Source organism: Amycolatopsis balhimycina FH 1894, from assembly GCF_000384295.1.
GTDB lineage: Bacteria > Actinomycetota > Actinomycetes > Mycobacteriales > Pseudonocardiaceae > Amycolatopsis > Amycolatopsis balhimycina.
Genome location: NZ_KB913037.1, coordinates 9745227 through 9759648, shown reverse-complemented (window position 1 = coordinate 9759648; position 14422 = coordinate 9745227). Strand labels below are relative to the sequence as shown.

Annotated in this window: 15 protein-coding genes; 9 read left to right on the top strand and 6 right to left on the bottom strand. The window is 69.5% G+C overall.

Features of this window, described 5'->3' with window-relative positions; all coding sequences use genetic code 11:
* The first annotated feature begins 30 nt into the window (after nt 1-30).
* Entirely contained in the window at nt 31-477 is a 447-nt protein-coding gene (locus A3CE_RS0145030) for a hypothetical protein (RefSeq protein WP_020646697.1), read from the top strand.
* 8 nt (nt 478-485) lie between these two features.
* Here A3CE_RS0145030 and A3CE_RS0145025 read toward each other — a convergent pair whose 3' ends face one another.
* Nucleotides 486-1670: a mandelate racemase/muconate lactonizing enzyme family protein gene (locus A3CE_RS0145025; RefSeq protein ID WP_020646696.1), complete on the bottom strand. Its 1185-nt coding sequence runs from the start codon at nt 1668-1670 to the stop codon at nt 486-488.
* Between the two features lie 107 nt (nt 1671-1777).
* Between A3CE_RS0145025 and A3CE_RS0145020 the strand changes: the two genes are divergently transcribed.
* On the top strand, nt 1778-2506 hold the full coding sequence (locus A3CE_RS0145020) for a FadR/GntR family transcriptional regulator (RefSeq protein ID WP_020646695.1): 729 nt from the start codon (nt 1778-1780) through the stop codon (nt 2504-2506).
* Between the two features lie 17 nt (nt 2507-2523).
* Here the strand turns inward: A3CE_RS0145020 and A3CE_RS0145015 are convergent, their stop codons facing one another.
* The 4 genes from A3CE_RS0145015 to A3CE_RS0145000 form a co-directional block, all read right to left on the bottom strand.
* Nucleotides 2524-3396, bottom strand: a complete 873-nt coding sequence (locus A3CE_RS0145015) for a carbohydrate ABC transporter permease (protein WP_020646694.1) — start codon at nt 3394-3396, stop codon at nt 2524-2526.
* Nucleotides 3396-4334: a carbohydrate ABC transporter permease gene (locus A3CE_RS0145010; RefSeq protein ID WP_051183839.1), complete on the bottom strand. Its 939-nt coding sequence runs from the start codon at nt 4332-4334 to the stop codon at nt 3396-3398. Before A3CE_RS0145010 ends, A3CE_RS0145015 begins: the two co-directional genes overlap by 1 nt.
* Nucleotides 4321-5637: an ABC transporter substrate-binding protein gene (locus A3CE_RS0145005; protein WP_245589710.1), complete on the bottom strand. Its 1317-nt coding sequence runs from the start codon at nt 5635-5637 to the stop codon at nt 4321-4323. Before A3CE_RS0145005 ends, A3CE_RS0145010 begins: the two co-directional genes overlap by 14 nt.
* Nucleotides 5638-5849: 212 nt before the next feature.
* Entirely contained in the window at nt 5850-6299 is a 450-nt protein-coding gene (locus A3CE_RS0145000) for an RICIN domain-containing protein (protein ID WP_020646691.1), read from the bottom strand.
* 405 nt (nt 6300-6704) lie between these two features.
* Here A3CE_RS0145000 and fabG point away from each other — a divergent pair, with 405 nt between their 5' ends.
* The 7 genes from fabG (at nt 6705) to A3CE_RS0144965 (ending at nt 13768) form a co-directional block, all read left to right on the top strand.
* Entirely contained in the window at nt 6705-7466 is a 762-nt protein-coding gene (fabG, locus tag A3CE_RS0144995) for a 3-oxoacyl-ACP reductase FabG (protein ID WP_020646690.1), read from the top strand.
* A gap of 5 nt (nt 7467-7471) precedes the next feature.
* The gene (locus A3CE_RS0144990) at nt 7472-7924 is read left to right on the top strand and encodes a MaoC family dehydratase (RefSeq protein ID WP_020646689.1); all 453 of its coding nucleotides are present in this window, start codon (nt 7472-7474) and stop codon (nt 7922-7924) included.
* A gap of 106 nt (nt 7925-8030) precedes the next feature.
* Nucleotides 8031-9056: a phosphotransferase family protein gene (locus A3CE_RS0144985; RefSeq protein WP_020646688.1), complete on the top strand. Its 1026-nt coding sequence runs from the start codon at nt 8031-8033 to the stop codon at nt 9054-9056.
* Nucleotides 9057-10319 (top strand): acyl-CoA dehydrogenase family protein, encoded by a 1263-nt coding sequence (locus tag A3CE_RS0144980; RefSeq protein WP_020646687.1) that lies wholly within the window; start codon nt 9057-9059, stop codon nt 10317-10319. It begins immediately after the preceding gene.
* Nucleotides 10316-11500: an acyl-CoA dehydrogenase family protein gene (locus A3CE_RS0144975; RefSeq protein WP_020646686.1), complete on the top strand. Its 1185-nt coding sequence runs from the start codon at nt 10316-10318 to the stop codon at nt 11498-11500. Before A3CE_RS0144980 ends, A3CE_RS0144975 begins: the two co-directional genes overlap by 4 nt.
* Nucleotides 11497-12591 carry an acyl-CoA dehydrogenase family protein gene (locus A3CE_RS0144970; RefSeq protein ID WP_020646685.1) on the top strand — a complete coding sequence of 365 codons (1095 nt, stop codon included), beginning with the start codon at nt 11497-11499 and terminating at the stop codon, nt 12589-12591. The genes A3CE_RS0144975 and A3CE_RS0144970 overlap by 4 nt, the downstream gene beginning before the upstream one ends.
* A gap of 289 nt (nt 12592-12880) precedes the next feature.
* Nucleotides 12881-13768: an alpha/beta fold hydrolase gene (locus A3CE_RS0144965; RefSeq protein WP_020646684.1), complete on the top strand. Its 888-nt coding sequence runs from the start codon at nt 12881-12883 to the stop codon at nt 13766-13768.
* A 15-nt stretch (nt 13769-13783) separates the two neighbouring features.
* Here the strand turns inward: A3CE_RS0144965 and A3CE_RS0144960 are convergent, their stop codons facing one another.
* Nucleotides 13784-14407: a TetR/AcrR family transcriptional regulator gene (locus A3CE_RS0144960; protein WP_020646683.1), complete on the bottom strand. Its 624-nt coding sequence runs from the start codon at nt 14405-14407 to the stop codon at nt 13784-13786.
* Between the last annotated feature and the right edge of the window lie 15 nt (nt 14408-14422).

The following is a 14422-nucleotide window of genomic DNA, read 5'->3' as shown; positions in this document are numbered from 1 at the left end:
GGTAACCCGCCTCGTCCGAAGGGATGCACGATGACCACGCCGCCGACCGAACTGGCGCTCGCCCGTCAGCGCCGCGTGCACGAGTTCCTCACCGCGCGGGGCTGGCACCTCGACGGCGACAGCGATCCCGGCGAGGCCTGGTTCGCCGACGACCCGACCGCCGGCTGGCTCTACCCCGCCACCTTCGGCGGACAGCACATCAACGAGGTCGCCGACGCCACGCCGGTCCGGCTGCAGAGCTACTTCACCTTCGGCGACGACGGCGACGAGGTGTTCACCGTCGTCGCGGCCGGCAACCTGCGCGGCAGCGGCTGCGCCGAACACGACACCGGCGAGCGGATCTTCCCCCTGACCGCGGGCGGCACCGTCGACCTCGGCCCGATCGCCCCGCTGCTCGACACCCTCGAGCCCCGCGCGCGGTACCTCGACCCGCGGGCGCTGATCGAATGCCTGTACTTCGGGCCCTGCAAACGGTGACGCAGGGCTCAGGCGGGCCCGACGGGCGTCGCGAGGACGTCACCCGGTGCGGGCTCGGCCAGGAGCCGCCTGCCGGCCCGTTCGGGCCGGACGCCGGGGGTGGTTCGCACGTCGTCCCGCGGGAGGCTGCCGAGCGCGCGGACGGCCTCCTCGTCCACCAGGATGCCGAGTCCCGGGCCGTCGCCGAGCACGAACGCGCCGTCCTCGATCTCGTGGTCCACGGTCAGGCCGACGGGTGGACGCAGATCCTGCAGCTCGCTGACGATGTGGTTGGGCACCGCGGTCGCCGCGTGCACCAGTCCGGCGGGCGTGGTGCCGACCGGGCTGACCGGGAGGTCGTGGGCGTGGGCCAGCGCCGCGACGCGCAGGAAGTGGGTGACTCCCCAGACCGACGCGGTCTGCACGATGTCCACCGCGCCGGCCGCCAGCAGGGGGCGGAACTGCTCCAGCCCGGTGAGGTTCTCCCCGGTGGCCACCGAGGCACGGATGCCCCTCCCCACCGCCGCGAGCCCCGGCGCGTCCCAGCGGCGGACCGGCTCTTCCACCCAGGTCAGGTCGAGCGTGCGCTCGAGCTCGCCGATGTGGCGCAGGGCCTGCTTGCGCGTCCATGACTCGTTGGCATCGAGCATCAGGCCCGGACGCACTCCGCGCGAGAAGTCCGCCAGCACGTCCCGGACCAGGCTCAACCGCCGCCGGTCCTGGTCCACGTCGAGGCCGCCCTTGACCTTCGCGACGCGCAGCCCGCGTTCGGCGTACGCCCGGTAGGTGGCGGCGAGCTCCGCTTCCGGCAAGGCGATGTCGAGGCCCGACGCGTACGCCGGCACACACCGGTCACGCCCCCCGAGCAGGCGCCACAAGGGCTGCCCGGCCGCCTTCGCCTTGATGTCCCACAACGCGGAGTCGAGGGCGCCGATCGTGCCGAAGACCGCGCCGGCGTGGCCGGCCTTGAAGGTCCAGCGAAGCATCCGGTCGTACAGCGCGGCCACCCCCCGCGGATCCTCCCCTTCGATCGCCGGGAAGATCTCCTCGATCTGCGGGTGCGGCCCCAAACCGACACCGGTGATGCCCTCGTCGGTGTCGAGCAGCACGAGGGGCACCTTCACCACGCCGTTCGCGTAGATGCCGTTGGCGTCCCCGACCGGGCGGCCCCATTCCTGGACCGTCGTCAGGCTCCTGAACCCGGTGATCCGCATGTCAACCCTCCACGGAGCCGATCGTTGGGTCTCGGGCCCGCGCCTAGATCGACAACGTAAGTCGTAGTACATATGATGAAAAGTGCCAAATGATGGGGAGGTGATCGATGAGCACGGTCGCGTTTCCGCCTCCGGACGCGCCGCCACAGCGTGGCCGCCGGGCCGACGCCGTCGTCGACCACCTCGTCGAGCTGATCGCGAGCGGGGTGATCCAGCCCGACCAGCTGCTGCCCGTCGAGTCCGCGCTGTGCGAAACGTTCGGGGTCAGCCGGACCGTCGTCCGCGAAGCGATCAAGTCCCTGGAAGCCAAGGGACTCGTCAAGGCCCGGCAGGGTGTCGGCACGCTGGTGTCGGCCCAGGAGTCGTGGAACCTGCTCGATCCTGCGCTCCTGGCGGCCATCGTGCGGCACGACCAGAGGTACGACGTTCTCGATCAGCTCATCGACGTGCGCACCTCCCTCGAATCGAGCATGGCCCGGGAGGCGGCGCGCCGGGCCACCCCGGCGGACGTGGCCGAGTTGCGGGATCTCATGGCCCGGCTCGACGCGGCGGTGCGGGAACCGGACCTCCTCGACGACATCGACGTGGCGTTCCACGAGCGGATCATGCTCGTGTCCGGGAACCGGCTCGGACGCGCGATCGTGCACACGGTGCACGCCGAGGCCCGGCGCAGCCCGCGCTACGTCGGTCACTCCGCCCTCAAGCATCGCCGGCTGTCGAACCAGCAGCACCTCGCCGTGCTCGAAGCGATCGAGGCCGGAGACCCGGACGCGGCGGGTTCGCTGATGGCCGAGCACATCGCGACGTCCTGGCAGCGACGCCGTCCCACCGGCTGAGCCCCCGCCGCCGGGGATCATTCCTTCACCCCGCCGCCGACCAGCCCACGCACCAGCGCGCGCTGCGACAGCATGAACACGATCGCCACCGGGATGACCGCGAGCAGCGTGGCGAGAGCCAGTTCCGGCCGGAAGATGTTCACCTGCTGGCCGCCGCCACCGACGGCGGGGTTGAACGAAGGCGTCGACGACAGCAGGTCCGACAGGCCGACCTGGATCGGGTACTGCGTGGAATCCGCGAGAACGGTGTAGGGCAGGAAGAAGTTGTTCCAGTCGGCCACGAAGCTGAAGAACAGGACCAGCGCGACCACCGGCTTAGCCAGCGGCAGCGCGATGTGCCGGAACGTGGACCATTCGTCGCAGCCGTCGATGCGCGCCGCGTCCAGCAGTTCGCGGGGGACCGCGGTCGCGTAATAGAGATACGCGAGGTAAACCCCGAACGGGTAGAACGCGAACGGAAGAATCACCGAGAGGACGTTGCCGATCAGGTGCACGGAGTTGAGTTCGAGGAAGATCGGGAGCACCAGAGCCGCCGCCGGCATGATCATCACGACGAGTGTCAGGGTCAGCACCAGTCGCCGGCCGGGAAAGCGCCCGAACGCGAGGCCGTAGCCGGCGGGAATCCCCGTCACCAGGACGATCGCGGTCGCACTCACCGCATACAGCAGCGAGTTGCCGATCCACATGCGGTAGAGGTGATCGCTGAAGGCGTCCAGGTGCTGCCACGCGAGCGCGACCTGGCCGAAACTGCCGAAAGCCAGTGGGTCGCTGGAGACGAGGGCTTCGTCGGACTTCGTCGGCGCGAGGATCAACCAGGCCAGCGGCACCACGAAGAACGCGGCGAACACGGCGAGGATCGCGAACCGGAGGCCACGCGCGGCGAGTCGCATCAGTCGTCCGTCCTGAACAGTCCGGTACGGGTCACGATGAGCGCCGCGGCGAGCAATCCGATCGCGAGCAAGTCGACGGAGATGGCGGCGGCGGCATTGAAGTCCGCGTAGCGGAACGCCAGCTGGAAAGCGAGCTGGTTGGACGACCAGGTGTCGGGGACCAGGCCGAGGCTGGCCTGGTTCACCAGCTGCGGCTCGACGAAGAGCTGTGTTCCGGTCGCGAAGGAGAGGATCACCATGTACGCGATCCACTTGCGGATCAACGGAAGCTTGATGCGCAGCGCGATCGTCACCGGGCCGGCGCCGTCGATGCGCGCGGCGTCCTCCAGCTCCTGCGGGATCGTGTTCAGGGCGCCGTACATGATGACGACCCAGCCGCCGGCCCCGGTCCAGAACGCGATCATCGCGAAGATGAAGGGCAGCTTGCCGGGCGCGATCGACTCGACGAAGAGGTTTGCCCCGAACACATCGCGCACCAGGAACGAACCGGGGCTGACGGCCGGGTCGAGCATGAACAGCCAGACCAGCACGGACGACGCCCCGGCGAGCGCGCCGGGGATGTAGAACAGGAAGCGGAAGGCCGACGAGACCCGGTTCGCGCGGCCGTGCAGCAGCAGCGTCAGCCCGACGACGAGCACGACGAGGGAGCCGAGCCACACGCTCGTGTAGAGCAGGACGTGCCCGAACGCGGGAAGGAAGCGGTAGTCACCGAAGGTGCGGGCGAAGTTGCGGAAGCCGGCCCAGCCGCCCGCGTCGTCCGTGAAGGCGAGGCCCAGCGCGTAGAGCATCGGAAGGACGCCGAACGCGAGGAGGAACGGCAGGTAGGGCCCGACGAACACCAGGCCCGGCCACGTGTGCTTGCCCCGTTTGCGCGAAGCAGGCGCCCCCGCCGGTTTGACGGCGGGTGCGCCTGCTTCTGCGGTCTTAGTTGACCGCATATCCGGCCGCCTGTGCCGCTTGCTTGAGCGCCTTCCCGAACGGCTCCAGCAATGAGCTCAACGGCTTTCCCGCCACCAGCTCCGTGACCACGCTGGTGGACCAGACGGGCTGGTCCGGGTACGAGACCAGGTTCCAGCCCGGCCAGATCTGGTCCGCGGCGGCCTTGAGCGCCGGCGTCGGATCGGCGGCGAAGTAGGCGCTGGTGGCCTGTTGCTCCAGCCACTTGGCGGCCAGCGGCGCGTAGGCCGGATAGCCGGGCCGGGTGTCGGTGCCACTCGGGTTGAAAACGGTCGTGGCCCAGGTGACGAAGTCCGCCGCGGTCGCGAGGTTGGCGGAGTGCCTGGACATGATCCACGGCCCGCCACCGACCTGGCCGGTGGTCACCGGCGTTTCGTTCCCCCACTGCAGCGGCGGCGCGGCCGTGATCTGCTTGGCCGGGACGTGCAGCGCCTGGTCGAAGACCGCCTGGGCGTACCAGGACGGCCCCGGCATCAGCAGGACCTTGTTGTCGGCGCCGCCGTACTTCTGGGCGAAGTCCGGGGTGAACACGCTCAGCGGGGGCACCGTCCCGTTCTTGATCAGCGGGTCGAGCAGACCGGCCACGCGGGTGCAGTGCGAGTCCGTCGAATCGATGCGCACGGCGGTGCCGTTCACCTGCTCGAGCGGGCACTGGTTGCCCCACAGGTAGATCCAGTGGCCGAACGAGTCACCGATGTTCCCGACGATGTAGCCGGGGTGTTCCTTGGCGACCCTGTCACCGAGGCTCGCCCACTCCTGCCAGGTTTTCGGTACCGTGTAATGGAATTGGTCCATCAGTTTCTTGTTGACCCAGAGCACGACCTGGGCGAGGTTGTCCTGCACGCAGTACTGCGTGCCGTTGATCGTGCACTGGGCGGTCGAACTCGCCGGCCACTTGCCGAGCACGTCCTGCGGGATGAGGTCCTTGACCGGTGCGGCGAAGTCGAACGGCTTCTGCGCCATCCACACCGGGTCGTTGACCTGCTCGCTGAAGATGACGTCCGGCCAGCCTTTGCCGGTCCGGTTCCACAGCTGGATCTTCGTCTGCAACGTGGTCGCACCGTTGCCGTCGCCGTCGAAGGTGACGATGTTCGCGTGGACGCCGGGATGCGCCTTGGCATAGGCCTGTGCCACCGGCAGGCGCGCCGCGTCCACCCAGATGGTCAGGTCACCCCCGACCTTCCCCGGAGAGGTCGGCGCACTCGTCGAGGTACTCGTGGAGGTCGAACACCCCGCCATGGCCATTGCCGCCACGACGACGAGCCACAGACGTCGCTGAATCATGGCTGATCACACTCCCCCATGGGGACTGCCCAGAGGCTCCGTCGACCCTGGGATTCAAATAACGTAAGTCGTATGATGTCTTATGTCAATCGACCGAGACCTGCCGGAAAGTGACGAAATCCTGATGAACACGGAAAAACACTCCCCTGCCCGAATGGATCATCAGGCAGGGGAGCAACTGCCGACGCGCCCGGGCGCCCGGCGTCGGTGGTTCAGGCCAGCGGGAATTTCCAGACCTGCGCGAGGTTGCCGAAGCCCGTGCAGTGAATGAGCTGCAGCTGCTGACCCACGTCACCGAACACGTCGAGACAGCGCCCGCCGGTCTGCGACTTCACCTGGGCGACCCCGCCGAAGCCGGGGTTGGCTGTCCACTGCATGCTCGTGCTGCCGTTGCAGCTCCACAGCTGGATCGGCGTGTGATCGGCGTTTTTGCCGTCCGTGACATCCATGCACTTCGCGGCGCCCACGTTGAAGAACTCGTAGACACTGCCGAGCCGGGACAACACCCACTTCTGGTTGGTGTTCGCGCCGTCGCAGGGCCGCTGGACCACGGGAACGCCGTTGCCGGCCCCGATGGCCTCCGCGCACATCTCGCTACCGACGTTGTTGAAGTTGACGACGTCACCGTCACCGGCAGCGTGGGCGACTCCGCCCCCCGCCACACTCAAGGCGACAACCAACGGGACCGACGACAAGAATCCCAGTACCTTACTGCGAATCTTCATTCTTTCTCTCCCTCTTGCCACTGAAAACGCGTCCCGCCTGCCCTCCTGGAGTCCCCCGCCGGCAGGCCCCTCTCGTCCGTGCATCGACACCATGCACGTCGACGTCGACAATCCATCGACAGTCCAGAGCCATCGCCGCACGGCCCCTGCCGCAGGCGATCCCGGAGAGTCGATGACGTTGGGCAACCGGCGGTCGCGTTCGGTGTACTGACCTGTGCCGACCGCTATGATCCAGCGCATGCCTGCACCACATCGGGGGCTCCTCCCGCGTATCGTCGAGAAACCAACCGCTTAGTAGGCTGGCGGGCACGAGCCCGTTTCTCAACGACGAGGAGGTCCCCCGTGACCGATTCCCCTTCCCGTGTCGCCGTGGTCACCGGTGCCGGCCGTGGCATCGGCGCCGCCGTTGCGGCGCGGCTGGCCGAGGACGGCTTCGCCGTCGGGCTGCTGGACCTGGACGAGGCCGGCGTCAAGCAGGGCGCCGAGGCGATCGTCGCCAAGGGCGGCAAGGCCGTCGGTGTCGCGCTGAACGTCAGTGACGCCGAGCAGGTCGACGCGGCCGTCACCCGCGTCGCCGACGAGCTCGGGCCGCCCGTTGTGCTCGTCAACAACGCCGGCATCACCCGCGACAACCTGATCTTCAAGATGACCGAGCAGGAGTGGGACTCCGTGCTCGACGTGCACCTCAAGGGCTCGTTCCTGATGACCCGCGCGGTGCAGAAGTACATGACCCAGGAGAAGTACGGCCGGATCGTCAACCTGTCGAGCACCTCGGCACTGGGCAACCGCGGCCAGGTCAACTACTCCGCCGCCAAGGCCGGCATGCAGGGCTTCACCAAGACCCTCGCCATCGAGCTGGGCAAGTTCAACGTCACCGCGAACGCGATCGCGCCCGGCTTCATCGCCACCGACATGACCGCGGCGACCGCCGAACGGCTCGGCATGAGCTTCGAGGACTTCAAGGCGGCGGCCGCGTCGCAGATCCCCGTGCAGCGCGTCGGCACCCCCGACGACATCGCCCACCTGACGTCGTACCTGGTCAGCGAGGGCGCCGGGTTCGTCTCCGGCCAGGTCGTCTACGTCGCCGGCGGACCGAAGGACTGAGGCCGATGCGGGAGTTCCAGAACCTCGACGAGTTCGCCGCCGCGGCCGGCGAGCACCTCGGCTACAGCGAGTGGCTGAAGGTCACCCAGGACCGGGTGAACCAGTTCGCCGACGCCACCGACGACCACCAGTGGATCCACGTCGACGAGCCGATGGCGACCGCGGGCCCGTTCGGCGGCACCATCGCCCACGGCTTCCTGACGCTGTCGCTGCTGTCGGCGTTCGGCCCGAAGATCTACCGGGTCAACGGGATCAAGATGGGCATCAACTACGGCCTCAACAAGGTCCGCTTCCCGCAGCCGGTGAAGGTCGGCTCGAAGGTGCGCGCCGGGGCCGAGCTGGTGGAGATCACCGACATCCCGGGCGGCAAGCAGGCGGTGTCGAAGTGGACGATCGAAATCGACGGCGAGGCGAAGCCCGCTTGCGTCGCCGAATGGGTCACCCGGTTCCTGGCGTGACGTCGCCAGGGCGGCACTTTCCCGTGAAAGTGCCGCCCGCCACGCGCTCTATCCGTCATACCGACTAGTCGGTATGCTCCCGGGGTTGAAGCCTGAAGGAGGCACGATGAGCCGCACCGACCCGCCGGGTCTCGACCTGGGCCGCCTGCGCGCCCACCTGGACGCGCACCGGCCCGGGCTGGTCGCCGGGGAGCTGACCGCGGACGTCGTGGAGGGCGGCCGGTCGAACCTCACCTACGTGGTGGGCGACGGCCGGTCGCGCTGGGTGGTGCGCCGCCCGCCGCTCGGGCACGTGCTGCCCACCGCGCACGACATGAGCCGCGAGTTCCGGGTGATCTCCGGCCTGCGCGACACCGCGGTGCCGGTGCCCGAAGCGCTGCTGCTGTGCGAGGACACCGACGTCGTCGGCGCGCAGTTCTACGTGATGAGCTTCGTCGAGGGCACGCCCTACCGGACCGCCGGCGAACTCGCGGCGCTCGGCCCGGAGCGCACCGCGGCGATCGCCGACGCGCTGGTCGACACGCTCGTCGACCTGCACTCGGTGGACCCGGCCGCCGTCGGGCTGGGTGACTTCGGCCGCCCGGACGGCTTCCTGGAACGGCAGCTGCGGCGGTGGAAGAAGCAGCTCGACGCCTCCCGCAGCCGCGACCTGCCGGGCATCGAGGAGCTGCACGACCGGCTCGCGGCGGCGGTGCCGGTGTCCGGGAAGCCGTCGATCATCCACGGCGACTACCGCCTGGACAACGTGCTGGTCGACGAGACCGACAGGATCTCGGCGGTGCTCGACTGGGAGATGTCGACACTGGGCGACCCGCTGACCGACCTCGCCCTGCTGGTGGCCTACGCCGAACGCGACAAGGTGTCGCTGCAGTTCGTGTCGAACGCCAGCTCGGCGCCGGGCTACCCGGGCACCGACGAGGTCGTCGCCCGCTACGCCGAGCGCTCCGGGCGGGACGTCTCGCAGCTGAACTGGTACGTCAGCTTCGCGTTCTTCAAGCTCGCCGTGATCCTGGAAGGCATCTACTACCGCTTCAGCAAGGGCCAGACGGTCGGGGCGGGCTTCGAGGGCGTCGGCGCCGGGGTCGCGCCGCTCATCGCGCACGGCAACGAGATTCTCAAAGAGGAGAAGTAAATGGACTTCGCGTTCGACGAGAAGACCGAGGAGCTGCGCGGGCAGCTCCTCGAGTTCATGGACTCGCACATCTACCCCGCCGAGCCGGTGTTCGAGCAGCAGCTCGCCGAACGCGACGACCCGTGGGCCATCCCGCCGGTCGTCGAAGAGCTCAAGGCCGAGGCGCGCAAGCGGGGCCTGTGGAACTTCTTCCTCCCCGGCGACCACGGCGCGGGCCTGACGAACCTGCAGTACGCGCCGCTGGCGGAGATCACCGGCCGCAGCATCCGGCTCGCGCCGACCGCGCTCAACTGCGCCGCGCCGGACACCGGGAACATGGAAGTGCTGACCATGTTCGGCACCGAGCAGCAGCAGAAGCAGTGGCTGGAACCGTTGCTGAACGGCGAAATCCGCTCGGCGTTCGCGATGACCGAGCCGGACGTCGCCTCCTCCGACGCCCGCAACATCGAGACGGCCATCCGCCGCGACGGCGACGAGTACGTCGTCAACGGCCGCAAGTGGTACATCTCCGGCGCGATGAACCCCGCGTGCAAGATCTTCATCGTCATGGGCAAGACCGACCCGGACGCCGCGCCGCACAAGCAGCCTGGTCGGGGTGGGGCCCCCGCAGGGGGCCGGCAACAACACAGCATGATCCTGGTCCCCCGCGACGCGCCGGGCGTCACGGTCAAGCGCGGCATGCACGTCTTCGGCTACGACGACAGCGACCACGGCGGCCACGCCGAAGTGCTGTTCGAGGACGTCCGCGTGCCGGTCGAGAACCTCATCGCCGGCGAGGGCGACGGGTTCGCCATCGCCCAGGCCCGGCTCGGCCCGGGCCGCATCCACCACTGCATGCGCGCCATCGGCATGGCCGAGCGGGCGCTGGAGCTCATGTGCCGCCGCGCGATCTCGCGCGAGGCGTTCGGCAAGCCGATCGCTCAGCAGGGCGTGGTGCAGGACTGGATCGCCGAGTCCCGCGTCAAGATCGAGCAGCAGCGGCTGCTGGTGCTCAAGACCGCGTGGCTGATGGATACCGTCGGCAACCAGGGCGCGCACACCGAGATCCAGGCCATCAAGATCTCCACCCCGGTCGCCGTCGAGTGGATCCTCGACAAGGCCGTGCAGGTGCACGGCGCGGGCGGCGTCAGCCAGGACTTCCCGCTGGCCGCGATGTGGGCCGGGAACCGCACGTTGCGCCTGGCCGACGGGCCGGACGAGGTCCACAAGCGCTCCCTGGCCCGGCGCGAACTGAAGAAGTACCTCTCGGAGGGCGCGAAGTGACTGTCACCGCCGAAGACCTGACCCGCCAGGCGACCGAGTTCCTGGCGTCGCACGACCCCGCGTCGACCGACCGCCTGGAGTTCCTCCGGGCCCGGTTCGACGCCGGCCTCGCCTGGATCCACTTCCCCGCCGGGCTCGGCGGGCAGAACGCGCCGCGCGCGCTGCAGTCCGTTGTGGACGATGTCTTCACGGACGCGGGCGCACCGGACAACAACCCTCGGCGGATCGGTATCGGCCTCGGCATGGCCGCGCCGACCATCCTCGCCTTCGGCACGCCGGAGCAGCGCGAACGCTTCCTGCGTCCACTGTGGACCGGCGAGGAGGTGTGGTGCCAGCTGTTCAGCGAACCGGGCGCCGGCTCCGACCTCGCCGCGCTCGGCACCCGCGCCGTCCGTGACGGCGACGACTGGGTCGTCACCGGCCAGAAGGTGTGGACGTCCGGGGCGCACGAGTCGCAGTGGGCGATCCTGGTCACCCGTACCGATCCGGACGTGCCGAAGCACCAGGGCATGACGTACTTCCTGTGCGACATGACCGCGCCCGGCGTCGAGGTCCGGCCGCTGCGCCAGATCACCGGCGAGGCCGAGTTCAACGAGGTCTTCCTGACCGACGTCCGGATCCCGGACACCCAGCGCCTCGGCGCGGTCGGCGAGGGCTGGAAAGTCGCGCAGACGACGCTGATGAACGAGCGCGTCGCGATCGGCGGGTACGTCCTGCCGCGCGAAGGCGGGCTGATCGGGATCGTCGCGAAGACCTGGCGTGAGCGGCCCGAGCTGCGCACGCCGGCGCTGCGCGACCGGCTCGTCCAGCACTGGGTCGAGGCGGAAACGCTGCGGCTGGCCGGCACCCGGCTGCGTCAGCAGCTGACAGCGGGCGCGCCCGGGCCGGAAGGCTCGGCCATGAAGGTCGCGTTCTCGGAACTGAACCAGGCCCTCACCGGCCTGGAGGTCGAGCTGCTCGGCGAAGAGGGCCTGGCCTACGACGACTGGTCGTTCCGGCGCCCGGCGATCGTCGACTTCACCGGCCGCGAGGCCGGTTACCGCTACCTGCGCGCGAAGGGCAACTCCATCGAGGGCGGCACCTCGGAGGTCCTGCGCAACATCATCGCCGAGCGCGTGCTGGGGCTGCCCTCGGAGCCGCGCGTCGACAAGGACGTCGCCTGGAAGGACCTCCCCCGATGAGTGACCTGCTGTATTCCGAAGTCGAGGAGGACCTGCGGGCTTCGGTCCGGGACCTGCTTTCGGACAAGGCTTCGGCCGAGGCGCTGCTGGCCCGCGTGGAGACGGCGGAGCCGTACGACCTGAAGCTGTGGCGCACGCTGGCCGAAGAGGTCGGCGTCGCCGGGCTGGCGGTGCCGGAGGAGCTGGGCGGGCACGGCGCGTCGGCCCGCGAGGTGGCCGTGGTGGCCGAGGAGCTGGGCCGCAGTGTGGCGCCGGTGCCGTTCCTCGGCAGCGTCGTGCTGGCGACGACGGCGCTGGTTTCGGCTTCGGCCGGCGGCTTCGTCCGCCGGCTCGCGGCCGGGCAGGCGATCGGCGCGCTGGCCGTGCCGCTGTCGACGGCCCCGGGAGCGGGGTTCCCGTCGTCGGTCACCGCCTCACCCGAGGGCAAGTTGAGCGGGCGCGTGGGGACGGTCGCCGACGCGTCGGTGGCCGACCTGCTCGTGGTCCCGGCCGCGGGACCCGACGGCCCGGGCCTGTACGTGGTCGAGGCGCCGGCCGCGACGGTGTCGGAGCTGGTGTCGTTCGATTTGACCCGCCGGGTGGCCGACGTGGTGCTGTCGGACGCCCCGGCGGTGCTCGTGGCCTCGGGCCCGGCGGCGGCCGCGGCGCTGGAGAACGCCCTGCTGTTCGGGGCGGGCATCCTGGCCTCGGAGCAGACCGGGGTCGCCGAGTGGGCGCTCACGGAGACGGTGCGCTACCTGAAGGGCCGGTACCAGTTCGGCCGCCCGGTGGGCGGGTTCCAGTCGCTCAAGCACCGGCTGGCGAACCTGTACACGGACCTGGTCCTCGCCCGCGCGGCGGCCCGCAACGCGGCGGACGCGCTGGCCACGGGCACCGACGTGCCGATCGCGGTGGCGGTGGCGCAGGCCCGCAACGCGCCGATCGCGGTGAAGGCCACGGAGGAGGCCGTCCAGCTGCACGGCGGCATCGGAATGACGTGGGAGCACCCGGCGCACCTGTACCTGAAGCGGGCCAAGGCGGACGAGATCGCCCTGGGCACCCCGGGCAAGCACCGGGCCCGGCTGGCGGACCTGGTGAACCTGCCCGCCTGACCGCGGCTTTGACGTGAAGGCCACCTTCAGGAACTCTATGTTCCTCAAGGTGGCCTTCACGGCTTTGGGCCCGGCCGCGGCTGCGCGAGCCGAACGCCGTCCGTGCGCGTCCCGCTACGCTCGCGCACCCCCGGATCCGGCGATTTCATGAATACTCTTCAAGTTCTTTCGTATTTTCGCTCACCTGAGCGAAAATTCTGTGAGCCAGGCCACCTCAAGGGCAAAAGGGAGGCAAAAGTGCCCTTCCCCCCATTGGTTTCGCCTGCCTTCCGGATCTAGCCTGTGCGCCATGGAAACCGCCGTCGCGCCGACGGACGCCGGAGCTCCCGGCACGCTGGAAGAATTGACCATCACCGTCGGTGATCACCACCACAGCGCCCTCGCGGCCGGACCCGCGTCGGGTGAGCTCGTGCTCCTGCTGCACGGCTGGCCCGAGTTCGCCGACGCCTGGATCGAGCAGCTCCACGCCCTCGGCGAGGCCGGCTACCGGGCACTGGCCGTTGACCAGCGGGGTTACGCCGCCGGTGCGCGGCCGGACGGCGTCGAGCGCTACTCCCTCGACCTCCTCGTCGGCGACGCGCTCGCCTTCGCCGACAGCCAGGGCGCGGAGAAGTTCCACCTGGTCGCCCGTGATTGGGGCGGCATGGTCGCCTGGGCGCTCGCGGCCGCGCACCCCGGACGGCTGCGCTCACTGACCGTGCTCTCCACGCCGCACCCGGCGGCGCTCCAGTGCGCGACCGCCACCGACGACGGGCAGTTCCACGATCTCGGCTACATCCGCTTCTTCCGGCGCGCCGTCGGCAAAGCCGAGAAATACCTCTTACGCGACGAAGCCGCGCAATTACGGGCTGTTTACAGCCGCCGGATTCCCGCCGCATTCGTCGAACGCGCCATCGCGCGCCTTTCCGAACCGGGTGCGCTCACCGCCACGCTGAATTGGTACCGCGGCGCGACCAACGACGCTTTCGACATCCCGGCCGGCCCGATCACCGTGCCGACGCTCTACCTCTGGGGCCGCGAAGACCCCTACCTCGGCCAGGGCGCCGCCGAGCTGACCGTCCACCACATCGACGCGGAGTACCGGTTCCAGATCATCGAGGGCGCGAGCCAGTGGATGGCGATGGAAGCGCCGGACGAGGTGATCGCCCTGCTGCTCGACCACCTCCAGCGCCACTAGCGCACTTTCGATGAATCAGCCTGCTGGCGGGCGGAGGGCGTCCAGGAGCAGGTCCGCGTAGTGGTCGCCGATCTGGCGGGCCGTCAGCGAGCCGCTGCGGCGGTACCACGACCCCAGGTGGTGCACCGAGCCGAAGAAGAAGTCCACGACGACGTCGGCCGGCTTGTCCGTGCGGAACTCGCCCGAGTCCTGGCCTTCTTCGATCAGGCCGCGGAAGCGCTCGTGGTACTTGCGGCGCTCGGCGCGTACCGCCTTCTGCTTGTCCGGGGACAGCTGGTGCATCGACTGCAGGAAGATCGTGTTGTCGTCGAGGTTGTCGATACTGGACACGACGACGTCGGACGCGGCGGCGGCGAGGCGTTCCCGCAGCGGGGCGTCCGACGAGGCGACGCTCTCTAGCTGCCGGGTCTGCTCACGCAGGACGCGCGCGTAGATCTCGTAGAGCAGGTCGTCCTTCGAGCCGAAGTAGTGGTACATCGCGCCCTTGGTGACGCCCGCGGCCTCGACGATCTCCTGGACGGACGTGCGGTCGAAGCCCTTCTTGGCGAACAGCTTCGTGGCGTGCTCCAGCAGCCGCCGGGGCACGGCGGCCTGGTCGTCGCCGGCCTCGCCCGGTTTGCGGGTGCTTGCTCGGGTCACCGCAGTACCCCCTCT